The sequence below is a fragment of the Nonomuraea sp. JJY05 genome (assembly GCF_043496855.1).
GTDB lineage: Bacteria > Actinomycetota > Actinomycetes > Streptosporangiales > Streptosporangiaceae > Nonomuraea.
The window spans coordinates 22,343-46,566 of sequence record NZ_JBIEIS010000015.1 but is presented as its reverse complement, the minus strand read 5'-3'; the positions used below and the strand labels follow the sequence as shown (position 1 = coordinate 46,566).

At 72.5% G+C, this 24,224-nt stretch carries 18 protein-coding genes; 14 read left to right on the top strand and 4 right to left on the bottom strand.

Annotation, left to right across the window (positions count from 1 at the left end; genetic code table 11):
• Positions 1 to 4: 4 nt before the first annotated feature.
• Genes ACFKCF_RS24455 through ACFKCF_RS24435 form a run of 5 tightly spaced genes read left to right on the top strand, consistent with a single transcriptional unit; the run spans position 5 to position 5,316 of the window.
• On the top strand, positions 5 to 1,135 hold the full coding sequence (locus ACFKCF_RS24455; protein WP_394496975.1) for an ROK family protein: 1,131 nt from the start codon (positions 5 to 7) through the stop codon (positions 1,133 to 1,135).
• Positions 1,136 to 1,176: 41 nt separating this feature from the next.
• Positions 1,177 to 2,721 carry a GMC oxidoreductase gene (locus ACFKCF_RS24450; RefSeq protein WP_394496973.1) on the top strand — a complete coding sequence of 515 codons (1,545 nt, stop codon included), beginning with the start codon at positions 1,177 to 1,179 and terminating at the stop codon, positions 2,719 to 2,721.
• Entirely contained in the window at positions 2,718 to 3,326 is a 609-nt protein-coding gene (locus ACFKCF_RS24445) for a hypothetical protein (RefSeq protein ID WP_394496971.1), read from the top strand. The genes ACFKCF_RS24450 and ACFKCF_RS24445 overlap by 4 nt, the downstream gene beginning before the upstream one ends.
• Positions 3,323 to 4,267 (top strand): sugar phosphate isomerase/epimerase family protein, encoded by a 945-nt coding sequence (locus ACFKCF_RS24440; protein WP_394496968.1) that lies wholly within the window; start codon positions 3,323 to 3,325, stop codon positions 4,265 to 4,267. Before ACFKCF_RS24445 ends, ACFKCF_RS24440 begins: the two co-directional genes overlap by 4 nt.
• Complete coding sequence (locus tag ACFKCF_RS24435; protein WP_394496967.1) at positions 4,264 to 5,316, top strand: isopenicillin N synthase family dioxygenase; 1,053 nt, start codon at positions 4,264 to 4,266, stop codon at positions 5,314 to 5,316. Before ACFKCF_RS24440 ends, ACFKCF_RS24435 begins: the two co-directional genes overlap by 4 nt.
• Before the next feature lie 9 nt (positions 5,317 to 5,325).
• Here ACFKCF_RS24435 and ACFKCF_RS24430 read toward each other — a convergent pair whose 3' ends face one another.
• Positions 5,326 to 6,261, bottom strand: a complete 936-nt coding sequence (locus ACFKCF_RS24430) for an aldo/keto reductase (protein ID WP_394496965.1) — start codon at positions 6,259 to 6,261, stop codon at positions 5,326 to 5,328.
• A gap of 9 nt (positions 6,262 to 6,270) precedes the next feature.
• Positions 6,271 to 7,500, bottom strand: a complete 1,230-nt coding sequence (locus tag ACFKCF_RS24425) for a cytochrome P450 (RefSeq protein WP_394496964.1) — start codon at positions 7,498 to 7,500, stop codon at positions 6,271 to 6,273.
• Between the two features lie 242 nt (positions 7,501 to 7,742).
• Here ACFKCF_RS24425 and ACFKCF_RS24420 point away from each other — a divergent pair, with 242 nt between their 5' ends.
• The 5 genes from ACFKCF_RS24420 to ACFKCF_RS24400 are packed head-to-tail and all read left to right on the top strand — an operon-like array spanning position 7,743 to position 16,159.
• Positions 7,743 to 9,281: an FAD-dependent monooxygenase gene (locus tag ACFKCF_RS24420; protein WP_394496963.1), complete on the top strand. Its 1,539-nt coding sequence runs from the start codon at positions 7,743 to 7,745 to the stop codon at positions 9,279 to 9,281.
• Entirely contained in the window at positions 9,274 to 10,146 is an 873-nt protein-coding gene (locus ACFKCF_RS24415) for a phytanoyl-CoA dioxygenase family protein (RefSeq protein ID WP_394496961.1), read from the top strand. The genes ACFKCF_RS24420 and ACFKCF_RS24415 overlap by 8 nt, the downstream gene beginning before the upstream one ends.
• A gap of 36 nt (positions 10,147 to 10,182) precedes the next feature.
• Positions 10,183 to 11,232, top strand: coding sequence for a ketoacyl-ACP synthase III family protein (locus ACFKCF_RS24410; RefSeq protein ID WP_394496960.1), 1,050 nt, complete (start codon positions 10,183 to 10,185; stop codon positions 11,230 to 11,232).
• A 47-nt stretch (positions 11,233 to 11,279) separates the two neighbouring features.
• Positions 11,280 to 12,341, top strand: coding sequence for a ketoacyl-ACP synthase III family protein (locus ACFKCF_RS24405; RefSeq protein WP_394496958.1), 1,062 nt, complete (start codon positions 11,280 to 11,282; stop codon positions 12,339 to 12,341).
• Entirely contained in the window at positions 12,341 to 16,159 is a 3,819-nt protein-coding gene (locus ACFKCF_RS24400; protein WP_394496957.1) for a type I polyketide synthase, read from the top strand. Before ACFKCF_RS24405 ends, ACFKCF_RS24400 begins: the two co-directional genes overlap by 1 nt.
• A 5-nt stretch (positions 16,160 to 16,164) precedes the next feature.
• Here ACFKCF_RS24400 and ACFKCF_RS24395 read toward each other — a convergent pair whose 3' ends face one another.
• On the bottom strand, positions 16,165 to 19,308 hold the full coding sequence (locus tag ACFKCF_RS24395; protein ID WP_394496956.1) for a type 2 lanthipeptide synthetase LanM family protein: 3,144 nt from the start codon (positions 19,306 to 19,308) through the stop codon (positions 16,165 to 16,167).
• Complete coding sequence (locus ACFKCF_RS24390; RefSeq protein ID WP_319719248.1) at positions 19,301 to 19,450, bottom strand: hypothetical protein; 150 nt, start codon at positions 19,448 to 19,450, stop codon at positions 19,301 to 19,303. Before ACFKCF_RS24390 ends, ACFKCF_RS24395 begins: the two co-directional genes overlap by 8 nt.
• A gap of 285 nt (positions 19,451 to 19,735) precedes the next feature.
• On the opposite strand from ACFKCF_RS24390, the gene ACFKCF_RS24385 reads away from it, so the two are divergent.
• From ACFKCF_RS24385 to ACFKCF_RS24370, 4 genes are all read left to right on the top strand, one after another.
• Positions 19,736 to 20,803 carry a LacI family DNA-binding transcriptional regulator gene (locus tag ACFKCF_RS24385; RefSeq protein ID WP_394496954.1) on the top strand — a complete coding sequence of 356 codons (1,068 nt, stop codon included), beginning with the start codon at positions 19,736 to 19,738 and terminating at the stop codon, positions 20,801 to 20,803.
• 111 nt (positions 20,804 to 20,914) lie between these two features.
• On the top strand, positions 20,915 to 22,306 hold the full coding sequence (locus ACFKCF_RS24380; RefSeq protein ID WP_394496952.1) for an extracellular solute-binding protein: 1,392 nt from the start codon (positions 20,915 to 20,917) through the stop codon (positions 22,304 to 22,306).
• A 94-nt stretch (positions 22,307 to 22,400) separates the two neighbouring features.
• Positions 22,401 to 23,339 (top strand): carbohydrate ABC transporter permease, encoded by a 939-nt coding sequence (locus tag ACFKCF_RS24375; RefSeq protein WP_394496950.1) that lies wholly within the window; start codon positions 22,401 to 22,403, stop codon positions 23,337 to 23,339.
• Entirely contained in the window at positions 23,336 to 24,208 is an 873-nt protein-coding gene (locus ACFKCF_RS24370) for a carbohydrate ABC transporter permease (protein WP_394496948.1), read from the top strand. Before ACFKCF_RS24375 ends, ACFKCF_RS24370 begins: the two co-directional genes overlap by 4 nt.
• Positions 24,209 to 24,224: the final 16 nt, after the last annotated feature.

Here is a 24,224-nt window from a genome sequence, read left to right as displayed (position 1 = left end):
CGGGATGAACCAGAGCGCCGTCCGGCGCGTCAACACCTCCGTCACCCTCCGGGTGCTGGCCGTGTCGGCCGGGCCGATGACGCTGGCCGAGCTCGCCGAGCAGACCGGACTGTCCCGCCGGACCATCGAGCTCATCCTGGACTCGCTCGTCGAGGCGGGCTGGGTGACCGAGCTGGACCGCGTGCCGACCAGCGGCTACGCCGGGCGCCCCGCCCGCCGCTACGAACTGCGGGCCGAGCACGCGCTGCTGGCGGCCGTCTGCATCACCACCTCCGACGTGTCCGCGGTCATCGCCGATGTGCGCGGCCGCATCGTCGGCCGGGCCCACCGGCTGCTGCGCGCCTACCAGGATCCGCAGGCCACGCTCGACGACACGGCGGCGCTGGTGCTGGCGGCGCTCGACGACGCGGGCGGGTCGCCGGAGCGGCTGCGCGCCGGTGCGGTCGCCAGCGGTGGCGCGATCGACGACGACGGTGTCGTGCGGCGCCTGGTGCACACGACCCGCTGGGAAGGCGTCCACCTGCCCGAACAGCTCAAGCAACGGATCCGGGTGCCCTGGTTCGCGGACAACGACACCAACCTCGGCGCGCTCGCGGAGCGCTGGCGGGGCGTGGCCGGTGACCACGACAACGTCGTGTGGGCGATCCTCGGGAACCGGGCGGGCCTCGGCATCCTCATCCGCGGAGCCGTGCACCGAGGTCTGGACGGCGCCGCGGGTGAGATCGTCGAAGCGCGGTCGATACCGACCGGCTTGATCGAGAACCGTCCGGTGGCCCTGCTGACCTCACCGGAACCGGCCGAACGGAGCGTCGCGCTCGGCCGCTTCGACGCGGCTCGGGCCGGTGATGCGACCGCGCTGGCGGAGGTCGACGAGTTCGTGGAGAACATCGCGTCGATCCTCACCACCTTGTCGTGGACCATCGCACCCTCGCTCATCGTGCTCGGCGGCGGCCTGGAAGACGCGGCCGATGTGCTGCTGCCCCGGGTGCGTACGGCGTTGCGCGACGCCCGCGCCCCCGCGGTCGAGGTGCGCGCCACCGGCCTGGGCCGCGACGCCCCGCTCGTCGGCGCCGTCAAGCTGGCCCTCGACCGGATGGACACCGAACTGTTCGGCCCGCTCACCCCGAGCGCATGATCAGGAACGAGCACCCGCCCCTCCCCACTTGGAGTCTCACTGTGACCGACACCCCCTGCACCGATGTCCTCATCGTGGGCAGCGGCATCATGGGATCCGTCGTGGCCCGGCTGCTGCGAGAGGCCGATCCAGCGCTGGACATCACGATGGTCGACGGCGGCAGCGCGATCGGGGAGGCCCCCGGCCTGCACCTGCACGACCTCGACGACCCGGTCCTGTGGTCGCGCTACAACGAGCGGGTGGCCACCGGCATCCAGGGCATGTACACGGGTGCCGAGGTGGTCCGCGAGGTCGCGGACAGCCTCACCGGCCTGACGCCCGGCATGTTCCACGCGCTCGCCTTCGGTGAGGACGCCGAGGCGATGCCGGCGACCGCGCTCGCGTGGAACGCGGGAGGCATGGGCGTGCACTGGACCGCCGCGACGCCATGGCCCGCCGGGGACGAGGTGTTCGACTTCGGCGACCCGGACCGCTGGGCGGCGGACCTGGCCACCGCCCGCCGGGTACTCGCGGTCACGCCGTCCGCGATCGGCCCGACCGAGGTGGGAGGGATGGTGCTCGACGTCCTGCGCCGGCGCTTCGACGGCGTCGGACCGGGCGACCGGCGACCGCAGCCGATGCCCATGGCCGTCGCCGCGACGGCTTCGGGTCCCATGTCGCGCACGTCCCCAGGGACGATCTTCCCGGCGATCGCGGCGGGCGGGGACCCGGGATTCACCCTGACGACCGGCACGCTGGTCACGACGCTCCTCGTCTCGGGCGGGCGGGTCGCCGGGGCCCGGCTGCGCCGCGTCGCCGACGGAGCCGAGTGGGAGCTCCTGGCGGAGACCGTGGTGGTGTGCGCCGACGCGCTGCGGACTCCGCAGTTGCTGTTCGCCTCAGGCATCCGGCCCGCCGCACTGGGCCGCTACCTCAACGAGCACGCGTTCGTCACCGCCCGGGTGCTCCTCGACCTCGACCGGTTCGGCCTCGACCTCAGCGCCCTGCCGCTGCCGCGCCCCGGCGAGTTCAGCACGGACTCGCTCTGGCTGCCCCAGAACGGGGCGGCACAGCCGTTCCACGGCCAGGTCATGAACCGCACGTACGTGGACGAAGACGGTCACGCCCTGGCGTACTCCGTGGGCCTGGCGCTGTACGTGCCCGTCGAGTCCCGCCCCGAGAACCGGCTCGTGTTCTCGGAGACCCAGACCGACCTCGCCGGAATGCCGCGGATCACCGTCGAATACGGCTACTCCGACGCCGACCGCGCGCTGATCGGCCGCGCTCTCGACGAGGTCCGGTCGATCGCCGAGGAGTTCGGCCCGTTCGACCCCGCCACCGAGCGCGCGCTGCTGCCGCCCGGCTCGTCGCTGCACCAGACCGGCACGGTCCGGGCCGGACTGGCCGACGACGACACCAGCGTGTGCGGCCCGGATGGCCGGGTGTGGGGCTACGACAACCTGTACGTTGCCGGCAACGGTGTGATCCCCACCGCGATGGCCGCCAATGTCACCCTGACCGGCGCGGTCACCGCTGTACGGGCCGCTCGCGCCGTCGCAGGACGACACGCCGCGCCGGCCGCACACCGAGAGGAAGCACGATCGTGATCGACATCGCCAAGGAATTCCGCGTGGCGCTGCCCGCGTGGATCGACGACGAGCTGGCCGCCGTGCCCGCCCTCATCCCCGACGTGCACGAGCGGATGCGCCTCGTGCACCGCCTCGCCGACCGCAACTGGCGCGAGGGCAACGGCGGCCCGTTCGCCGCAGTCGTCGCCGAGCCGGACTCCGGCCGGATCGTCTCGGTCGGCGTGAACGTCGTGCTCATCTCCGGCGTCTCCAGCGCGCACGCCGAGGTCGTCGCGCTCGGACTCGCCCAGCGGGCGGCGGGCGGCTGGGATCTCGGCGGCGACGGGCTGCCCGCGCACGAGCTGGTCGTGAACTGGCGTCCGTGCATCCAGTGCTACGGCGCGGCCATGTGGTCCGGGGTACGCGGCCTCGTGGTCGCCGGCGAGGGTCCGGAACTGGAGGAGATCACCACGTTCGACGAGGGCCCGCTCGGCGCGGACTGGGCCGAGCAGTTCGAGGCACGTGGCATCCAGGTCACCCGGGACGTGCTCCGGGACGAGGCGCTCGCCGTGTTCCGCGACTACCGCAAGGCCGTCGACACCGGCGGCGTCACCGTCTACAACGCCCGCGGAGGCACCGAATGACTCCGGACGACACCGCCGGACCGCGCTTCGCCACCGACATCATCACCTTCTATCACCCCCGGTTCTGGGGGCTCGACTCCGCCGACGCCTTCCGCGACTGGGCCGTCGGCAACCCTGACCGGTTCTGGGAGCGGGTGCTGGACGCGCTGGCCGAGGCGGGTGTCAGCGGCATCGAGCTGACCTTCGCGCCCGGCGACATCGACTCGGCCCTGCGGGCCTTCGGCGACGCGCCGTCGTTCCGCCGTGAGCTCCACTCCCGGGGCCTCTTCGTCGTGAGCGCCTTCATGGCCGCGAGCGAGGCACCCGACTGGCGGCACGGTGCGAACCTGCCCGCGATCGTCGCCGACGCCGAGCGCTACGCCGCCTTCCTCGCCGACGTGGGCGCGGAACTCCTCGTCGCCGGCCTGCCCATGCGCAAGACGTTCGGGACGCGTCCGCCCTTCTTCGTCGACGCCGCGTACATGACCCGGATGGCCGACATCGCCCACGTGGTCGGCGAGGCGGTCACCCAGCACGGCGTGAAGCTCGCCTTCCACACGGAGTCCAACAGCACCCTCTGGTACGAGCGGGACATCGACCTGTTCATGGCGCTGACCGATCCCCGCTACGTGTGGCTCTGCCCCGACTCCTGCCACATCGCGCTCGGGGGAGGCGATCCCGTCGCCGTCGCGCGCCGCCACGCCCAGCGCATCGCACTGGCGCACTGGAAGGACGCGGTCAAGCCCATCGACGTCGAACTCACCATCGACGAAACCGTCTTCGCCCAGCAGCAGCCCTACATGACCGAGTTGGGCACGGGCATCGTGGACTGGCGGGGGTGGGCCGAGGCGATGTCCCGCACGCCCGGCGCCGGCATCGTGCTCATCGAGCTGGACGAGGCGGCCGATCCCGTCGCCGCGCTCCAGGCCGGGACGGCCGTCGTACGGAAGGCCCGGTCATGAGCGACTTCACCGTCCCGGCGGTCGACATATCCCCCTACGTTCGGGGAGGGCCGGAGGCCGAACGCCGCAGGGTCGCACAGGAGATCGACGAGGCCTGCGCCGGCGTCGGCTTCATCCAGATCCTGGGCCACGCGATCCCGGACACGGCGATCTGCGGCCTGGCCTCGGCGATGGACGCCTTCTTCACTCTCCCTCTTGAGACGAAGAGGACCTACTGCGTCACGGGCGCCAACCGCGGCTACAGCCCGCCCAAGAGCGAGTCCCTGAGCCTGAGCCTCGGCGTCGAGTCGGCCAACCGCATGAACGACTTCTTCGAGGCCTTCAACGTCGGCGTGGAGGCCCGCTCCTTCGCCTCGCTGGAGCTGTCGGAGGAGGATTACGGGATCAACGTGTGGCCGGGTATCGACGGTTTCACCGAGGCCGTCCAGGCGTACTTCGACCACGCCGGCCGGGTCGCGCGCACTCTCACCCGCATCTTCGCCGACGCCCTCGGCCTGGACCCCGGGTTCTTCGCCCGGCTCACCGACCACTCCATCGACGTGCTGCGGATGAACAACTACGCCCTGCCGGAAGGGACGGTCACCCTCGACGGCGACCTCACCGGGATGGGGGAGCACACCGACTTCGGGATCGTCACCGTCCTGTGGGCCGACCAGGTCGCGGGCCTGCAAGTCCTCGGCCGGGACGAACGCTGGCACGACGTCGCGCCGGCCGACGGCGCCCTGCTGGTCAACCTCGGCGACCTCACGGCCCGGCTCACCAACGACCGCTGGATGTCGACCCTGCACCGCGTCAAACCGCCCATCGTGGACGGCACGATCAAGCGCCGCCGCTCGGCCGCCTACTTCCACGACGGCAACCCCGAGGCTGTCATCGAGACCCTGGCCAGTCACCATGACGCCTCAGGGCTGGCCTACGAACCGATCACCGTCCGCGACCACATCAAGGCCAAGCTGGCCGGATCACGGCAGGGCAAGAAGAACCTCGCCGCGGTACGCGAGGCCGCACGCGTCCTGGCCGCCGAGGTCAATCGCGGCCGCTCGACCTGACCCTTTCCGTCAAACAGGCGCCAGCCCGGTGATCTCGGCCAGTTCCTCGGCGGTCGGTTCCCAGCCGCCGGCGGCCGCGTTGGCGCGGACCTGCTCCGGGGCGGTCGCACCGGCGATCACCGAGCCGCAGCCGGGCAGCGCGGCCAGCGCGCCCACGGCCACGTCCAGGAGCGAGCGGTCGTGCTTCTCGGCCCAGGACGTCAGCGTCTCCACCCGCTCCAGCCTCTCCGGCGTGACGAGGTGGGGACGCTCCGCGAGCCGGCTGCCGGCCGGCGGCTCCTGCCCGCGTCGCACCTTGCCCGTCAACAGCCCGTGGGCCAGCGGGAAGTACGGCAGCACGCCGACCCCGTGGTGCAGGGCCGCCGGCACCACCTCGCGTTCGGCGCCACGCTCCAGCAACGACCAGTGGTTCTGCGCCGACACGAACGGCGCGGCCCCCCTCGCGCGGGCCACGTGCGCGGCCTCGGCGATCTGCCAGCCGGCGAAGTTGGAGCTGCCGAGGTAGCGCACCTTGCCCTCGCGCACCAGCTCGGTCAGGGCATCCAGCGTCTCCTCGATCGGGGTGACGCCGTCGGGGAAGTGGTACTGGTAGAGGTCGATGTAGTCGGTACGCAGGCGGCGCAGCGACCCCTCCACCGCTCGCCGGATGTAGGACCGGCCGCCCGGCGTTCCGCACGCCGCACCCTGGTCGCCGGGCCTGCCGAACTTGGTGGCCAGCACCACCTGGTCCCGCCGGCCGGCCAGCACCTCGCCGAGGATCTCCTCGGAGGCGCCGTGCACCGCGCCGTACGCCTCGGCGGTGTCGAAGAGCGTCATGCCCTCCTCGATCGCCGCGTCCACCACCTGCCTGGTACGGGTCACGTCGATCCGCGAGCCGATGTTGTTGCAGCCCAGGCCGACCACCGACACCCGCAGGCCGGAGTCGCCCAAGGTCCTGTAACGCATGATCCGAAATCACCCTTCGCTCGGGCGGTCCGCCGGAGCAGCGCCCCAGGTGACCGGCAGACGGTCCACCCCGTACACCGCCATGCGGTCGCGGGTCGGCACCTCGGCCACCGGAACGGCCAGGCGCAGGTCGGGAAAGCGCTCGAAGAGCGCGGTCAGCGCGATGCGGAGCTCGGCCCGGGCGAGATGCTGGCCGAGACACTGGTGGATGCCGTGCCCGAAGGCCAGGTGCCCGGTCGTGGAGCGGGCCACCTCCAGGGTGTCGGGGTCGGGGAAACGTTCCGGATCCCGGTTGGCGACCGGCAGCGCCAGCACCACGGTCTCGCCGGCCGCGATGACCTCGCCGCCGATCTCGACGTCGGCCAGCGCGGTGCGCCGTACGTCGAACTGGAGGATCGACAGGTACCGCAGGAGCTCCTCGACCGCCCCTTCGGCGAGCTCCGGGTCCGCGGTCAGGCGGGCTCGCTGGGCCGGGTCGGTCAGCAGCGCGAACGTCGCGAGCGAGAGCATGCTCGACGTGGGCAGATGGCCGGTGGCCAGCAGCACCATCCCGAGGTTGGTGAGTTCGTCGTCGCTCAGGTCGCCGGTCGCCACGGCGTGCGCCAGCAGCCCGGCGTCCGGCGGGCCGGATCCCGCGCGCAGGCGTTTGAGGAGGCCGCGTACCGTCTCCGTGATCGACATCACGGCCTCGGCGGTCTGCCCCGGAGTGGAGTCCAGGTCGTTCATCACTCCCGTGGCCGCCTGGATCACGTGCCGGTCCCGCGCCGGGACGCCGAGCAGCTCGCAGATGACGAGCGCCGGAATCGGAACGGCGAACGACGCGACGAGGTCGGCGGCCGGCCCGTCGGCCGCCATCGCGTCGAGCGTCTGCGTGGTGTACTTCCGGATCGCGGGCGTCAGCTCGGCGACGCGACGAGACCCGAAGTGGCGGCTCAGCAGGCGGCGGTACCTGGTGTGTTCGGGCGGGTCCATGTGGGGGAAGATCCCCGGCTCCGCGGGTGTCGGCCGCTGGTGCGCGCGCTCGCGGCCGACCGGCTGGTGCAGCAGCTCGCGCCTGGTGCTGAAGCGTGGGTCCGCCAGGATGGCGCGGGTGACGGCGTACCCGGTCGCCACCCAGCCCACGTGCCCGTCAGGATAGGCGAGCCGGCTGAGCGGGGCTCGCTTCCGCAGCTCGACGGGCGGGTCGAAGGGATTGGGCCGGTCGGTCTCCAACGGTTGGGCCTTCCGACCATCACTCATCCGGCAACCTCCCACCTGCGTGCCCGGCACGCCGTTGATCATCGGCGCTGACGATTATGCATGGTGAGTCCGAAAAATGACACCACTAGTCATTTATGGATCATCCGATTAGCATCGGCGCTGACCACCCGGACATACATCTGTCAACACTCACGTTGCGAACCGCCGTGAGTATCGCCGGTGTCAGTGGCGACCCGGCAGCTCTCTCAGCAGTCTCTTTCTCTCCTCCAGCAGAGGTGTCAATGGCGTATGTGCATGCGCAGGTCGCGGTTGTCGGCGCGGGACCGGTGGGGCTCATGCTCGCGTGCGAGGTGGCCCTGCACGGTGTCCCGGTCGTGGTGCTCGAACGACTGCCCGCGATCGAATGGCGCCCGAAGGCCGAGGGCATCACCGGACGGGCCATCGACATCATGGACCGTCGCGGTCTCATGGTCGGGGTCACCGAGGCGCCCACCGCGCCGCTGACGCCCGAGCAGCAGGAGCGCATCGCCGCGGGGGAGCGGCGGCCGGACAGCCTGCTCCCCAAGGCGTTCCCCGGCGCGCGGCATTTCGCCACCATGTTCCTGCTCCGCCCGGAGTCCCCCGACCTGCTGGTGCCCCAGCAGCTCCTGGAGGAGGACCTGGCGCGGCGCGCGGCGGACCTGGGCGTGGAGGTACGGCGGGGCCACACGGTCACCGGTCTCGTCCAGGACGACGACCGGGTGTGCCTCGACGTCGACGGTCCGGACGGGCCGTACCGGATGGAGGCCGAATGGCTCGCCGGCTGCGACGGCGGCCGGAGCGTGGTCAGGAAGCTGTCGGGCATCGCCTTCCCCGGGACGGACGGCGTCACGGCCGGATACCGCGCCTTCGCCGAGATCGACGACCCCGAGTTCCATCTCCCCGGCTGGTTCCGCAAGGACGGCGGGCTCCTCGTGTACGAGGAGGGACCGCCCCGGTTCATCACGCTGGAGTTCGACGGCCCGCCGGCGAACCGGGACGCCCCCATCACGCTCGAGGAGTTCCAGGAGTCGTTGCGCCGGCTCAGCGGCAGCAAGGTGACGGTCACCGAGGTCAAGAAGATCACCCGGTTCACCGACAACGCGCGGCAGGCCGAGACGTACCGCAGCGGGCGGGTGCTGCTCGTCGGCGACGCGGCGCACGTCCACTCGCACTGGAGCGGCCCGGGGCTGCGGCTCGGGCTGGGAGACGCCCTCAACGTCGGCTGGAAGCTCGCCGCGGTCGCGCGCGGCTGGTGCCATGAGGACCTGCTCGACACCTACACCTCCGAGCGGCACCCGATCGGCGAGCAGACGCTGGAGATCCAGCGGGCCTCGATCGCGTTGATGCGCCCCGGCCCGTACGTCGACGCGCTGCGCGGGCTGCTCACGGAGCTGCTGCTCCGCGACGAGGCGAACCGGCAGCTCACCTCCCTGGTCGACGACCTGCACATCAGCTACGACATGGGCGACCCGTCGCTGACCGGTCCGCTGGTCGGGCGCTACAGCCCGGACCTGCGGCTGCGGTGCGCCGACGGCCCCGTACGGCTCGCGGAGCTGCAACGCACCGGGCGGGCGCTGCTGCTCGACCTCGGTGCCGGCCCCGAGCTGCGCGCGCTCGCCGAACCCTGGGCCGACCGGGTCGACGTGGTCACGGCCGAATGCGCCGAGGCCCCGGCGGACGCACTGCTGATCCGGCCGGACGGCTTCGTCGCCTGGAGCACGCCCGCCGGCCCGGCGTCGCTGCGGGACGCCCTCACCCGATGGTTCGGCCCGACCGGACAGGAGGCTCGGAATGAGTGATCCCAAGCTGACCACGCTGCCCGTGTCGGCACCGCTCGACGAGGCGATCGACGTGGTCGAGCGCGACGGAGCGGTGATCATCGAGGATTTCGTCGACGCCGGCACGCTCCGCGGCCTGTGGGAGGACCTGGGCCCGGACCTGGAACGCCAGGCGGACGGCGACGGCCGGCTGGTCGGCGAGAAGACCCGGATCCTGCCGGGACTGATCCGCCGGAGCCGGCACTCGATCACGATCATGCGGCAGCCGCACCTCCTCGGCGGCGCGCGGCACTTCCTGCAGCGCCCCGTGAAAGCCTGGCTCGGCGAGCAGCGCGTGGAGCTGGTCCCGACGATCCAGCTCGGCATATCGCGGGCGATCCAGATCAGGCCCGGCGTGCCGATGCAGGGGCTGCACCGGGACGACACCGCCCACCTGCGCACCCACCCGGGTCCGGAGAGCCGGGTGCAGGTCATGGTCGCCGCGAGCGAGTTCACCGCGCGTAACGGCGCCACCCGCGTGATCCCGGGGAGCCACCGGTGGGACGACGAGCGGGCGCCCCGCGACGACGAGGCGGTCCCGGCCGAGATGCGGCCCGGCGCCGCGTTGCTGTGGCTCGGCAGCACCTACCACGGCGCCGGCGTCAACGCCTCCGACGCGCCTCGCACCGGCTTGTCGTACGCCTACGACCTCGGCAACCTCCGCCAGGAGGAGAACCACTACCTGTCCCTGCCGCTGGACACGGTCCGCGGCTACCCCGAGGACATCCAGCGGCTCCTCGGCTATGAGGCCTGCCCTCCCATGTGCGGGCTGTACGAGCTGAGCGATCCGATGCTGCTGCTGCGCGACGGGCCGGAGCACCCCGCCGCGACGGCCGACCCCCGGTGAGGCCCGCCGGCCTTTCGCACCGCTGAAGGAGGACGGATGCGCACACCCGACATCTACCTGCGCAGTATCGGCGTCCATCTGCCGCCGGTCGTCAGCGTCGAGACGGCCGTCGCCGAGGGCCGCTACCCGGCCGACGAGATGGAGTACTTCCGCCTCGGCGGCGCGGCCGTGGCCGGCGACGTGCCGGCGCCGGAGCTCGCGCTCCGCGCGGCCCGGCACGCGTTCGAGCGCTCCGGCGGAATGACACCGCGAGACCTGGACCTCATGCTGTACGCCGACGTCTGGCACCAGGGGCCGGAGGGCTGGCAGCCGCAGTACTACCTGCAGCAACACCTCATCGGCGGCGACGTCCTGTCCGTCGAGCTGCGGCACGGATGCTGCGGGTTTTTCAGCGCCCTGCAGCTGGCCGCCGGATACCTGCGGCCGGGCGGCAGCGCGCTGCTGGTCGGCGCCGACAACCACGGCACCCCGCTGGTCGACCGGTGGCGCATGATCGAGGGCAACGTGATGGGCGACGCCGGGTGCGCGCTGCTGCTCACGACGGACACGGGTTTCGCGGAGCTGCGGTCGGTCAACGTGGTCGTGCTCCCCGAGGCCGAGTCGGTCAACGACGGCGGCGTGCCGATGTTCCCGCCGGACGCGACCGTGGGCCGGCCGCTCGACTTCGCCGCCCGCAACCGTGAGTTCCGCAAGCGGCTGTTCGCCCGCGACGGCGCCGACGTCATGCTGGCGATCCAGACGACGCTGATGGGGCTGATCGACCGCACGCTCAAGGAGGCGGGGATCACCCTCGACGAGGTGGCGCGCGTGGCCTTCCCCCACGGGCGCTGGGACGACCTGGAGCACCGGGGGGTGAACTGGTTCGGGCTGACCCTGGCCGACACCACCTGGGACTACGGCGCGAGCATCGGGCACCTCGGGGTCAGCGACCAGTTCGTCGCCCTCGACCACCTGCTGGCCGTCGGGGCGCTGGCCCGCGGCGACTACATGCTGCTCGTCGGGCTGGGCGCCGGCACCACCATGGCCTGCGCCGTCCTGCGGATCCTCGACGTCCCCCAGGAGTACGCCCCCGGCGGGCCCGGCTGAGCAGGCGCGCGCAGCGACGATCGAGTTCGACGAGCCCGGGAGGCGGCATGGAGACGGCGGACATGTACATCAGCGGGGTCGGGTCGTACCTTCCTGCCACGGTGAGCGTGGAGCACGCCGTGGCGGCGGGATGGTATCCGGCCGAGGAGGTCGAGCTGCACCGGCTCGCCGCGGTCGCGGTGGCCGGTGACGTCCCGCCGCCGGAGATGGCGTTACGGGCGGCGCGGAGCGCGGTGGCCCGCAGCGGGCGTTCCCCCACCGAGCTGGACCTGCTGCTGTACGTCTCGACCTGGCATCAGGGGCCGGAGGGCTGGCCGCCCCAGTCGTACGTGCAGCGCCATCTGGTCGGCGACGGCGTTCTGTCCACCCAGCTCAAGCAGGGCTGCAACGGCATGTTCGCCGCCCTGGAGCTGGCCGCGAGCTACCTGCGCGCGGCGCCCGGCCGCCAGGCGGCGCTGCTGGTCGCCGCCGACAACTACGGCACCCCGCTCGTCGACCGGTGGCGGATGCTGCCCGGGGCCGTCGCCGGTGACGCGGGCAGCGCCCTCGTGCTCGACACCGAGCCCGGGTTCGCCCGGCTGGCGTCGGTGTGCACGATGTCGGTGTCGGAGGCCGAGGAGATGCACCGCTGCGCCGAGCCGCTGTTCCCGCCCGGGATCACCGAGGGCCGCACGGTGGACTTCGCGGCGCACAACGACGTGTTCCGGCGGCGCGCGGTCGTCGAGGGCGACGGGACCGGGGTACTCGTGAGGCTGGACGACCGGATGGCCGAAGTGATCGACCGGGCCCTGTCGGAGGCCGGGATCAAGGCCGATGACGTGACCCGGGTGGCGTGCATGAACACCTCGCAGGAGATCGCCGACCAGATCTGCGAGCACCGGCTGGGCATTCCGGCGTCCCGGTCGGTCTGGGACTTCGGCCGGACGATCGGCCACTGCGGGGCCAGCGACCAGATCCTCGCGCTGGAGCATCTGGTCCGCGACGGCGCCCTGAAACCCGGCGACCACCTGCTGATGTTCGGCTTCGGCCCGGGCGTGACGATCTCGGGCGCCGTCGTGGAGATTCTCGAGTCGCCCGTGTGGGCGCGGGTACGGGGAGGTGACGTGTGATGGACCGACCGGTCGAGACGATCGCGCTGATCGGGATCGGCTGCCGCCTGCCTGGCGGCGTCGGCTCGCCGGAGGAGTACTGGAACCTGCTGTGCGAAGGGCGGGACGCCAGCGGACCGGCGCCCGCCGACCGCTGGCGCGACTACGCCGACCGCGGCCCGTCGTACGCGGCGGCGGTACGCCGCACCCTCTCGCGCGGCAGCTTCCTGGACGGGGTGGCCGACTTCGACGCGGAATTCTTCGGGCTCTCGCCGCGCGAGGCGGAGCTGATGGACCCGCAGCAGCGTCTCGTGATGGAGACCGCGTGGGAGGCGCTGGAGCACGCCGGGGTGTCGCCGGACGTGCTGGCCGGCACGGACGCGGGCGTGTACGTGGGCGTCTGCACCGGCGACTACGGGCATCGGCTGCTGGAGGACCTGCCCGACATCGAGGCGTGGACCGGGATCGGCGCCGCCGGCTGCGCGGTGGCCAACCGCGTGTCGTACGCGCTCGACCTGCGCGGCCCGAGCCTGGCGGTGGACACGGCGTGCTCGGCGTCGCTGGTCGCCGTGCACCTGGGCGTGCAGGCCCTGCGGGCCGGCGAGACCGACGTGGTGCTGGCCGGCGGGGTCAACCTCATCCTGTCGCCCGGCGAGACGCTCACCCTGGACGCCGCGGGCACCCTGGCGCCGGACGGGCGGAGCAAGTCGTTCGACGCCGCCGCCGACGGGTACGGGCGGGGCGAGGGCGCGGTGGTCGTGGTGCTCAAGCGGCTCGCCGACGCCGTACGCGACGGGGACCGGGTCCTCGCGACCATCCGCGGCAGCGCCGTCAACCAGGACGGCCGCACCGCGGGCATCATGGCGCCGTGCGGCCAGGCGCAGGAGCACGTCATGCGCCGCGCGCTGCGGCAGGCCGGCGTGGAGCCGGGCACGGTCGGCTACGTCGAGGCGCACGGCACCGGCACCGCGGTCGGCGACCCCCTCGAAGCCGGCGCGCTGAGCGCCGTGTACGGGGCGGGCAGGCCGCCGGAGCAGCCGTGCCTGATCGGCTCGGCCAAGTCCAACATCGGCCACCTCGAGGGCGCCGCCGGCATCGCCGGCCTGGTCAAGGCCGTCCTGGCGCTCGAACGCGGCGAGATCCCGCCGAGCCGGCTCGACACTCCCACACCGGCCGTCGACTGGGAGGGCGCCGGGCTGCGCGTGGTCGACGCGCCGACGCCGTGGCCCGGCTCCGCCCATCCGCGCCGGGCCGCGGTCTCCGCCTTCGGCTACGGCGGCACCGTCGCCCACGTCGTCCTCGAAGAGGCGCCGCCGGCCCGACCGCCCGCCGAAAGGACCGCGGCGCCGTCCGCCGAAGGGACCGCGGAGCCCTCCGCCCAAGCGACCCTGGGACCACCCGCCGAAGGGACCGCGGGCCTGCTGTACCCGGTGTCCGCCACGTCGCGGGCGGCGCTGCGGCAGGCCGCCGGCAACCTCGCCGACGTCGCCGGTCGCCTGCCGATGGCCGACGTCGGGCACACGCTCGCCCTGCGCCGGGCCCACCTGCCGCACCGGGCGGTGGTGGCGGCGCAGGATCCGGCCACGCTGGCCGAGCGCCTGAGCGCCCTGTCGGCCGGCACCCCGCACGACGCCGTGACCACCGGGCGGGTGCTCCTCGACCCCGGCCCCGGCCCGGTGTTCGTGTTCTCCGGGCACGGCTCGCAGTGGGCCGGCATGGGCCGGGAACTGCTGGAGACCGAGCCGGCGTTCGCCGCGGTGATCGACGAGCTGGAGCCGGTGTTCGCCACCGAGATCGGCTTCTCGCCACGGAAGGTGCTCGCCGAGGACGAGCTGACCGAGGTGGACCGGATCCAGACCATGATCTTCGCGATGCAGCTCGGCCTCGTCGAGCTGTGGCGCGAGCATGGGGTGCGTCCGCACGCGGTCATCGGCCATTCGGTCGGCGAGATCGCCGCCGCCGTGACGGCCGGGGCGCTGAGCCGCCTCGACGGAGCCCGGCTGATCTGCCGCCGGTCTTCGCTGCTGCGGCGGGTCGCCGGTCGCGGCGCGATGGCCATGGTGCAGCTGCCGTTCGCCGAGGCGGCGCGGCTGCTGGGAGACCGTACGGACGTGGTCGCCGCGATCGCGTCCTCGCCCGGCTCGACGGTCGTCTCCGGCGATCCGGACGCCGTCGCCGAGGTGCTGGCCGGCTGGCTCGAAGAGGGGATCCCGGCCCGCCGGGTCGCCTCGGACGTGGCCTTCCACGGGCCGCAGATGGATCCACTGCTGGCCGACCTGACCGCCGCCGCGGCCGACCTCACGGCCGGCGCCCCCGGCATCCGCGTCTACTCGACGGCGCTGGACGATCCGCGGGCGAGTCATGACTTCGCCGGCACGTACTGGGCGGCCAACCTGCGCCGGCCGGTACGCCTGGCCGACGCCGTCGCGGCGGCCGCGGACGACGGATACCGCGCGTTCGTCGAGATCTCCCCGCACCCGGTGGTCACCCACTCGGTGCTGGAGACCCTGGGCGCGGGCGGCCACGAGGAGGTCTTCGTCGGCGCGTCGTTGCGGCGGAACCGTTCCCCGCGGGTCACCCTGACGGCCGGTGTGGCCGCGGCGCACTGCGCCGGCCTCGAGGTGGACTGGCGTCGGCTGCAGCCGGCCGGCGGCCCGGTCGTGCTCCCCTCCTACCCCTGGCAGCACCGCAGGCACTGGCGCGCGCCGTCGGCCCCGGACACCGCCGGGCGCGGCCACGATCCGGACACGCACACGCTGCTCGGCGACGGCATCGAGCTCGCGGGCACCGACGTACGGCTCTGGCGGACCGGCGTGGACGACCAGACGCGGCCCTATCCCGGCAGCCACGCCATCGAGGGCGTGGAGATCGTGCCGGCCGCGGTGCTCGCGGCGACCTTCTTCGCCGCCGCCGGAGGCCAGACACTCGGCGAGGTGACGATGTCGGCGCCGCTGCTGACCGCCGACCGCCGCGAGGTCCAGGTCGTCCGGCAGGGAGCCGAGCTGCGGCTGGCCGCCCGTGCCGCGGGCGAACCGGACGCCGCCTGGCAGCTGATCGCCACCGCCGCGGTGCCCGCCACGCCGGGCCGGGCGCCCGCGCCACCGGCGCGGCCGCTCACATCGGTGGAGCCGGACCTGGTCCACCAGCGGCTCGCCGCGGTCGGCGTACCGGAGACCGGGTTCGACTGGACGGTCGAGGAGCTGCTGCGCGGCCATGGCGCGCTGCGCGCCCGGGTACGGTGCGGGCCGGCCGCCACGTGGGCGCCCGTGCTGGACGCGGCGATGTCGGTGGCGCCGAGCGCGTTCCCCGGCGACCCGCTGCTTCGCATGGTGACGAACGTCGACCGGCTGGTCACGGTCGGAGAGCCGCCGGACACGGTGGACATCGAGGTGTGGCTCGACCCCGAGCGCGGCGACACGGTGCAGGTACGGCTGACCGACGCCGGCGGCGCCGTCGTCGGCTGGCTGTCGGGACTGCGCTACCCGGTGATCGACGTGCCGGCCGCCGCGGAGAACGGCTCCGAAGGCGTACGGCCCGCCGAATCGATCGCCGACCTGGGGCCGGCGGAACTGCGCGCGTTCCTGCTCGAAGAGGTCGGCGCGCAGATCGCCAAGGAGATGCGGCTGGCCCCCACCGACCTGTCACCGCACCGGCCGCTGGTCGAGCAGGGGCTGGACTCGGTGCTGACGGTGGTGGTCCGGCGGCGGCTGGAGAAACGGTTCCGGTGCTCGCTGCCGACGACCCTGCTGTGGCGGCAGCCCACCGTCGCCGCGGTCTCCGACTACATCGCCGCTCTGGTGTCCGCCCCCGGCGGCAACGGGAGCGCCGATGCGGGCTGAGCGGGTCACGCCTGGTGGCTCGGGCGCTCCAGGGCGATCACGGCGGGAACGCGGTCCGGCCTGGCAGCGCGGAGCATGCCGTACCCGATGCCGGCGAGCCCGGTCATCAGGCCCGGCACCTGGACCCCGCTCACCGTGCCGCACGCCCACTCCTGCCGGGCGGCGGAGGCGTGCGCCAGGCCGGCGGCCTCGGCGCGCAGCCCAGGATCGTTTCTGAGGGTGGCCGCCTGCAGGAGGAGTTCGAGGTTGCCGAAGTCGCCGTGGCACAGGCACTGGCTGCGCCCGAAGCCGTGCGCCCTGGTGACCGTCAGGGCGGCCTCGACCTCGGCCCGCGCGAGCGGCCCGGTCAGCCATCGGGAGGCCAGCACCCGGCTGAGGCCGATGCCCATCGCGCCGTAGCACCAGAACGTGGTGGGCGGTGCGTCGGCGGGAATGTCCAGCGCGGAATGGTCGCGCAGCTCGGCGAAGGTTCCCGTGCCGGGGTCGAAGCTTTCCTGCTCGTGGCGGATCGCTTCGATGCCCGCGCGTACGTAGGCGTCTTCCGACAGCAGCTCGCCCGCTTGGCCCAGCGCCCAGCCCATGCCGCCCGTGCCGTGGGAGAAGCCCGAGATGGGGCGATCCGCATGGCCCCGAAGGGAGTCGGAGAACCAGCTCGGCCCGGTGCGGCTGTTCAACAGGTGCCGGGCCGCCTTGTCCATGACCTCCAGCACGCGCCGCTCCCCGGTCAGGGCGTGCAGGCTGGGCAGACAGGCGAGCACGCCCGAGCAGCCGCCGACGATGTCGTACTCGCGGTCGGCCTCGATCGCGGCGCCCAGCGGCTCCAGCAGCCTCGTCGCCTGGCCGAGCAGGCGGTCGTCCTGCCACAGGGCGGCGAGGTGGCTGAGGGCGTACACGAAGCCGCCATAGCCGATCATCCCCAGATCCCGGCCCAGCAGGCCGCGCCCGACCTGCCCGAGAGCGGTCTCCAAGGCGGCGCGCGCCAGCTCGGTGTGCCGGTCGTCGCCGCTCAGCGCGCCGAGGTGGCCCAGGAACAGGGCGATGCCGCTCAGCCCGTGGAACAGGTCGGGCCGCAACCTTCCGAGCGACCACTGGCCGTCCGTGGTGGCGTTGACGCCGAACCACTGCGCGCCGCCTTCCGCCGTGATCGCGAGCTCGCGCAGGTGTTCGCCGATGCGCGCGGCGGCGCTCACGAGGGCGTCAGGCTCTCCCGCGACCGGTTCGAGCCGGTAGGACGGCATGACCTGGAGACTGTGGTCGTTCGCCGCGGCCAGGCCGATGGTGCCGTGCACCAGCCAGCGCTGCCTGGCGTAGTCCTCGGGCCCGAGCGTACGCAGGCGTTCGAGCACCGCGTCCATCGCGGGCCGCAACCAGATTCCGGGCACCGGCTCGTCGTCACCGGCCAGCAGCGCGTCGCCGTCGGTGACGGCGCTGAAGTACGGCACGTCGTTGTTCCAGAGGTCGCGGCGCTCGGCGGCGATGCACGGGTCGAGCGCGGGCAGGTATGGCGACTCCCGCCACAGCGCGTCGAAGTGCCGGTCACGGTCGGAGCCGTCGCCCAGCAGCGTCGGATGGAAGGCGGTGCGCAGGATGGCCTCGTACAGGATGGTCGGCCGGACGATCACCCTGACCCGGTCCCCGCGGAACGTCTCCAGCACGCCCGCGAGCGCCTCCCGCTCGCGTTCGCAGATCCGGTACGCCTCGGTGAACCCGTCGAGCACGTCCTCGCGGAACTCGTTCAGGTCGAGCGGGGCGTCCGGCGTGACGGGCCGGTGATCGGGCGTCTGCATCGGCTTGTGCGCCAGCTCGATGCGCATGGTGTCCTTGCCCAGGTCCACCAGGAACGGGACGGGCATCGGGCTGTTCAGGTTCGTGGGGTGGCCCATGCCGGACACGTCGACGAGCGTGCCGTCCTCGGCCGTCCAGGCCGGTTGCGGCAGCAGCCCGACGGCCAGTACGGACCCGATGGTGAGCTGCCCCATGGCGTGCTCGACCGCCGTCACCCTGGTGTCGCGCAGCGGCAGCTCGGGGGCGAGCAGCGACTCCAGGTCGACCAGCACCGGCTGGTCGCCCGCGGCGATCAGGTTCTCCGCGTGGAAGTCGGTGGCCCGCAGCAGGTGCAGCAGCGCGAGCAGGAAACCCTGCCGGTGGTAGAAGTCGCGCAGCGCCTGGCGGCTCGCGCACGGCCGCGGCCGTACGTACTCCACCCAGCCGTAGTCCCCGCGGTCCAGCACCTTGAGGGTCCGCAGCGGACGGCCGGCGCCGTGGTCGTTGAACCAGCGGACCAACTCCTGGAAGTGCGCGTCCACGGCGAGCGGCCGCGGCTTGTACATGATCTGGAGGCCGTCCTGGAAGCGCAGCCGGCACACGGTGAACCCGCCCCTGTGCCGGTCGCCGAGACCGCTGTGCAGCTCGACCGGCGGGCTCGTCACGCCGAGGGCGTCCGCGTCGGCCACCAGCCGCTCGGCCAGCAGCGCGCTGGTGCGCACCCAGTTCCGCACGGCGACGGCGAGCTGGCGGACGAGCACCGGATACCGCTCCAGCAGCCGCGCCCGGCCCTCGGCGTGCTCGTGAGCGGCCACGAACCGGCCGAACCGCTCCTCGCTGCCGCCCTCTCCCAGCGCGCCCGCGTCGCGTGCCTCCCGCAGCTCCACCACGGCGGTACGGGCCACGAGGCGATGCAGGAGCTCCGTCAGCGGGCCGAACGCCTGCTCCAGGAACACCCCGTCCTCGAACAGCGCGCCGCCGAGCCCGTCGAGCCGTGCGCGCAGCAGCTCGCGGCCGTGCCGTGGCAGCGGGGCCACCAGCGTCGAGAGCAGGTTGATCCGGGTCAGCTCCCAGTCCGCGCCGGGGCCGCCGTCGAGCAGGAAACCGCTGTCGTGGACGAAGCCCATCCACTCCGGCTGCTCACCGGTGCCGGCGGGACCCGCCAGCAGGGCGAGCAGGCGATCCTCGTCCAGGCCGTCGGCCGCCAGCCGCCGCTGCCAGAGCCCCGGGGTGTCGAACGGCTTGGCGGAGCGCCACCCGGCCAGCCGTCGCCTGGCGTCCTCGCCCGGCGGGCCGGGGGAGGGGGCCTGGAGGCGCTCCGCCAGCGGAGCCGCGCGTAAAGGGGCGGGTACGCCCGCGAGGGCGTACCCGGAAAGATCAGGCACAGCAGGACACCGTTCCGGAGCAGATCCGCGTGACCGCGCTGATGGTGGCACTGGCACGGTCCTCGCTGAGCGTGTTCACCTTGAACGCCTGGTCCAGCTCCAGAGCGGGGTCGCCGGCGAACCCGGCATACGACTGGTTCATGATTGCCTCCCGATGGCTCTCCGTGGGGACGACCGCCCTCGCCGCAAGCGCGGGACGGCGCCACCGTTGACCTCTGCCAGGAAACCAGCCGCGCCTGTCGCGCGGCTGTCGGCCTTCTGTCGCGGCGCCTCCCGGCCGTGTCACTCGCTCCGCAGGTTACGGATGTGTTGCGGACTCTTGACGTGTGTCTCCCGGGCTGCGTAGATATGACTGCGCAGACATGACTGCGCAGTCACATGGTTGACCTCGGTAGATGCGAGGTCGGCCGGCATCGGGAGAGTGACCATGACACGAGAGCTGAGGCGGGGCGGCAGCGCCTCCACGCCGCGGGCCGTCGACGTGGCGCGCCTGGCGGGCGTCTCGCAGAAGACCGTGTCCAGGGTCCTCAACAACGAGCCGTACGTCTCCGCCGAGGTGCGCGGGCGTGTGCTCGCCGCCGCCGAGCAACTCGGCTACCGGCTCAACAACGCGGCCCGGGCGCTCGCCTCCGGACGGAGCCGTTCCATCGGCGTGGTCACGCTCGGCACGGCCCTGTACGGCCCAGCCTCCTTACTCATGGGAATCGAACGAGCCGTCCGCGACACGGGCTACGCGCTCCGCGTGGTCAACACCATGGAGGGCGACCCGTCGGGCATCGCCGGCGCCGTGGAATCGCTCCTGGAGCAGGGCGTGGACGGCATCGTCATCTCCGAGCCGATCGACGAGGGGGCGGAGCTCATCCGCGCCGACGTGCCCGTTCTCGTCTTCGGCACCCCCCTGCCCTTTTCCGCCCCACGCTTGGTGACCGCGGGCGTCGGCTCCGACGAGCTGGCCCACGCCGCCACCGAGCATCTGCTGGATCTGGGGCACGCGACCGTCCACCACGTCGCCGGCCCGCAGCGCTGGTATGCCGCCAGGGAGCGGCTGGCGGCGTGGCGGGCCGCGCTGGCGGCCCGCGGCCTCGGCGAACCGCCTGTCGTCGAGGGCGACTGGTCGGCCGCGTCGGGATACGCGGCAGGCCGGCAGCTGGCCACCGACCGCGACGTGACCGCCGTGTTCGCCGCCAACGACGACATGGCCATCGGCGTGATCCGCGCGCTGGTGGAGGCCGGTCGCCGGGTGCCGGACGACGTCAGCGTCGTCGGTTACGACGACATCCCCGTCGCCGCGTACGTGACCCCTCCGCTCACCACGGTGCGCCAGCCGTTCGACGCCGTGGCGACGGGGGGACTCCGGCTCCTCGTCCATGCCATCGAACAGCCGCACGAAGACCTTCCACCGGCGGCCGACCACCCGGTCGAGCTCGTCGTCCGCGCCTCGACCGCGCCCCCGCCCCGGAGGACCCCGGGACGCGCGCGTGCGACCTCTCGCTGATCAGCGCCGATCAGCGTCAAGCCAGACCGTCACGGCCACCCGAGTGGCCCCGGCCACGTCCGTCCTTCACCGGGCGTGCCGATCGTCTTTGCCCTTTGACGGGAGTTCCCCATGCCCCCATCTGCTCACCCCCCGATCAGCCGCCGGCTCGTTCTCGCCACGGCCGGAGCGATGTCGCTGTGCGTGGCGCTGGCCGCGTGCGGCGGCGGCAGCGGCGCCGGTGGCGGCGCCGCTTCGGCGGCCCCCTCCGCCGCCGCGAGCCAGGCCGACATCGACAAGGCGATGTCCACCCCGACCGAGCTGACGTTCTGGACCTGGGTCCCGGACATCCAGCAGGAGGTCGCGCTCTTCGAGAAGAAGTACCCGGCGATCAAGGTCAAGGTCGTCAACGCCGGACAGGGCGTGCCGCAGTACACCAAGCTGCGCACGGCCCTCAAGGCGGGCACCGGCGCTCCTGACGTCGTGCAGATCGAGTACCAGTACATCCCGACGTTCACGATCACCGACAGCCTGCTGGACCTGCGGCCCTACGGAGCCTCGGCGCTGAAGGACAGGTTCGTCGACTGGACGTGGGGGCAGGTCAGCGGCGCGGGCGGGGAGGTCTGGGCGATCCCGCAGGACACCGGCCCGATGGGCATGCTGTACCGCAAGGACATCTTCGACAAGCACGGCATCCAGGTGCCGAAGACCTGGGACGAGTTCGCCGCCGCGGCGCGCAAGCTCCACGCGGCCGACCCGGACGTCTACCTGACCAACCTCGCCTCGAACGAGGCCGCCGCCTGGCACGGCCTGCTCTGGCAGGCCGGGGCGAAGCCTTACGTTAACGCTAACAAGAGCGAGATCTCCATCAAGGTCAACGACGAGACCTCCAAGAAGCTCGCCACGTACTGGGGCGGGCTCGCGAAGGAGGGCGTCATCGGCGCCGAGCCGGACTTCACCGACGCCTGGTACTCCGCGCTCAACAAGGGCAAGTACGCCACCTGGATCACCGCGGCCTGGGGACCGGTCTTCCTGTCCGGCGCGGCCAAGTCGACCGCCGGGAAGTGGCGGGCGGCCCCGCTGCCGCAGTGGGACCCGGCCAAGCCGGTCTCCGGCAACTGGGGCGGCTCGACCAGCGCGGTCACCAGGACGACCAAGAACCCGATCGCGGCCGCGACGTTCGCCCAGTTCCTCAACAGCGACCCCGAGAGCGCCAAGCTGTTCGCCACCAAGCAGTTCTTCTTCCCGGCGACCAAGGCGCTGCTCGCCGACCAAAGCTACGTCGGCGAGAAGCCCGCCTTCTACGGCGGTCAGCAGGTCAACCAGGTGTTCGCCGACATCAGCGGCACGGTCAACAGCTCCTTCCAGTGGCCGCCGTTCCTCGACCGGGTGGTGACGGACTGGACGGAGACCGTCGGCAAGTCCCTGGCCGGCAAGACCGACACCGCCGCCGCGCTCGACGAGTGGCAGACGCGGATCACCACGTTCGCCAAGAGCCAGGGCTTCACCGTCAAGGACCAGTGACCGCCGCCGGGTCCCGCACTTACCGTGCGGGACCCCCCCTCCCCCCCCCCCCCCCCCCCCCCCCCCCCCCCCACCACCGCAGAAAGGGCCGACTATGACCGCCATAACCACGGCCTCGCGCGAGCATCCGCACCGGGCGGCGGCGACACGTCACCGACGCGGCCGCGGCCGGAAACGGGCGGCGGGGCCGCTGTTCGTCGCCCCGTTCCTGGTGCTGTTCCTGTTGCTCTTCCTGGCTCCGCTCGGCTACGCCGCCTACCTCAGCCTGTTCCAGGACCGGCTCATCGGCGGGGCGACGTTCGTCGGGCTGGAGAACTACGTGACCGCCGTCCAGGACCCGCTCCTCATCAAGGGGGTCGCCCGCGTCGCGGCGTTCTTCGTGATCCAGGTGCCCGTGATGCTGCTGCTGGCGCTGCTGTTCGCGCTCGCGCTCGACAGCGGGGTGCTGCGGCTCGCGCGGGTGGTGCGGCTCGGCGTCTTCGTCCCGTACGCGGTCCCGAGCGTCGTCGCCTCGCTCATGTGGGGTTACCTCTACGGGCCGGACTACGGCCCGTTCGCCCAGCTGAGCAAGGCGCTCCACCTGCCGGTGCCGCCCTTCCTGAGCGACGGCTGGATGCTCGGGAGCCTGGCGAACGTCGTGACCTGGGAGTTCGTGGGCTACAACATGATCTTGCTGTACGCCGCCCTGCGGGCCATCCCCCAGGAGCTCTACGAGGCCGCCGCGATGGACGGGGCCGGTGCCTGGCGGATCGCCTGGAGCGTCAAGCTGCCGGCGCTGCGCCCGGCGCTCCTGCTGGCCCTGGTGTTCTCCGTGATCGGCAGCTTCCAGCTGTTCAACGAGCCGAACCTGTTGCAGCGCCTGGCCCCGGACGTCATCGACAGCGCCTACACCGCCAACCTCTACGCCTACTCCCTCGCCTTCACCAGCCAGCAGATCAACTACGCGGCAGCGGTGTCCTTCCTCCTCGGGGTGGTCATCGTGATCGTCTCCTACGCCGTCCTGCTCACCGCCAACCGCGGGAGGAAGCCATGACCGCACCGGGCAGAGCCCGCCGGCGGCACAGCACGCCGCTGACGATCGCCATGCTGGCCGCGCTGGCGTACTTTCTCCTGCCGCTGTTCTGGCTGGTCGTCGCCGCCACCAAGAGCACCCAGGACCTGTTCACGACGTTCGGGCTGTGGTTCTCGCGCAGCCCGCAACTGCTGGCCAACATCGGGGCGACCTTCGGCCACGACGACGGGGTCTTCGGGCACTGGCTGCTCAACACGATCGGATACGCCGTCGTCAGCGCCTTCGGGGCCGCGCTCCTGGCGGCCGCCGGCGGGTACGGATTCGCCAAGTTCCGCTTCCGCGGCGACCGCGCCGCCTTCAACCTGGTGCTCGGCGCCATCATGGTGCCGACCACCGCGCTGGCGATCCCGACGTACCTGCTCTTCGCGAAGGTGGAGCTGGTCAACACCCCCTGGGCCGTCATCCTGCCCTCCCTCGTCAGCCCCTTCGGCCTCTACCTCATGCGCATCTACGCCCAGGACGCCGTCCCGGACAGCATCCTGGAGGCCGCCCGCATCGACGGCGCCGGCGAGGCCAAGATCTTCTTCCAGATCGCCATGCGGCTGCTGGCGCCGGGCCTGGTGACGGTCGTGCTCTTCACGCTCGTCACGACCTGGAACAACTATTTCCTTCCGCTCATCATGCTCAACGACCCGAACCTGTACCCGATCACGGTCGGCCTCGCCTCCTGGGCGTCCCAGGCCGTCGGAGGCGGGGCCGGGGCCGACAGCAACCTGCTCGCCCTCGTCGTGACCGGGTCCCTGCTCTCGGTCATCCCGCTCGTCGTGGCGTTCCTGCTGCTCCAGCGGTACTGGCAGAGCGGTCTGACAACCGGCGGCGTCAAGCAATGAGCCGTCCTTCCACTCC

Bases quoted from the DNA above. Each gene is read 5' to 3' on its own strand.
- ACFKCF_RS24430 (WP_394496965.1), bottom strand. From the start codon at position 6,261: ATGCGTTACAGGACCTTGGGCGACTCCGGCCTGCGGGTGTCGGTGGTC.
- ACFKCF_RS24420 (WP_394496963.1), top strand. From the start codon at position 7,743: ATGGCGTATGTGCATGCGCAGGTCGCGGTTGTCGGCGCGGGACCGGTG.
- ACFKCF_RS24405 (WP_394496958.1), top strand. From the start codon at position 11,280: ATGGAGACGGCGGACATGTACATCAGCGGGGTCGGGTCGTACCTTCCT.
- ACFKCF_RS24415 (WP_394496961.1), top strand. From the start codon at position 9,274: ATGAGTGATCCCAAGCTGACCACGCTGCCCGTGTCGGCACCGCTCGAC.
- ACFKCF_RS24375 (WP_394496950.1), top strand. From the start codon at position 22,401: ATGACCGCCATAACCACGGCCTCGCGCGAGCATCCGCACCGGGCGGCG.
- ACFKCF_RS24385 (WP_394496954.1), top strand. From the start codon at position 19,736: ATGACACGAGAGCTGAGGCGGGGCGGCAGCGCCTCCACGCCGCGGGCC.
- ACFKCF_RS24380 (WP_394496952.1), top strand. From the start codon at position 20,915: ATGCCCCCATCTGCTCACCCCCCGATCAGCCGCCGGCTCGTTCTCGCC.
- ACFKCF_RS24435 (WP_394496967.1), top strand. From the start codon at position 4,264: ATGAGCGACTTCACCGTCCCGGCGGTCGACATATCCCCCTACGTTCGG.
- ACFKCF_RS24400 (WP_394496957.1), top strand. From the start codon at position 12,341: ATGGACCGACCGGTCGAGACGATCGCGCTGATCGGGATCGGCTGCCGC.
- ACFKCF_RS24440 (WP_394496968.1), top strand. From the start codon at position 3,323: ATGACTCCGGACGACACCGCCGGACCGCGCTTCGCCACCGACATCATC.
- ACFKCF_RS24370 (WP_394496948.1), top strand. From the start codon at position 23,336: ATGACCGCACCGGGCAGAGCCCGCCGGCGGCACAGCACGCCGCTGACG.
- ACFKCF_RS24425 (WP_394496964.1), bottom strand. From the start codon at position 7,500: ATGAGTGATGGTCGGAAGGCCCAACCGTTGGAGACCGACCGGCCCAAT.
- ACFKCF_RS24390 (WP_319719248.1), bottom strand. From the start codon at position 19,450: ATGAACCAGTCGTATGCCGGGTTCGCCGGCGACCCCGCTCTGGAGCTG.
- ACFKCF_RS24455 (WP_394496975.1), top strand. From the start codon at position 5: ATGAACCAGAGCGCCGTCCGGCGCGTCAACACCTCCGTCACCCTCCGG.
- ACFKCF_RS24410 (WP_394496960.1), top strand. From the start codon at position 10,183: ATGCGCACACCCGACATCTACCTGCGCAGTATCGGCGTCCATCTGCCG.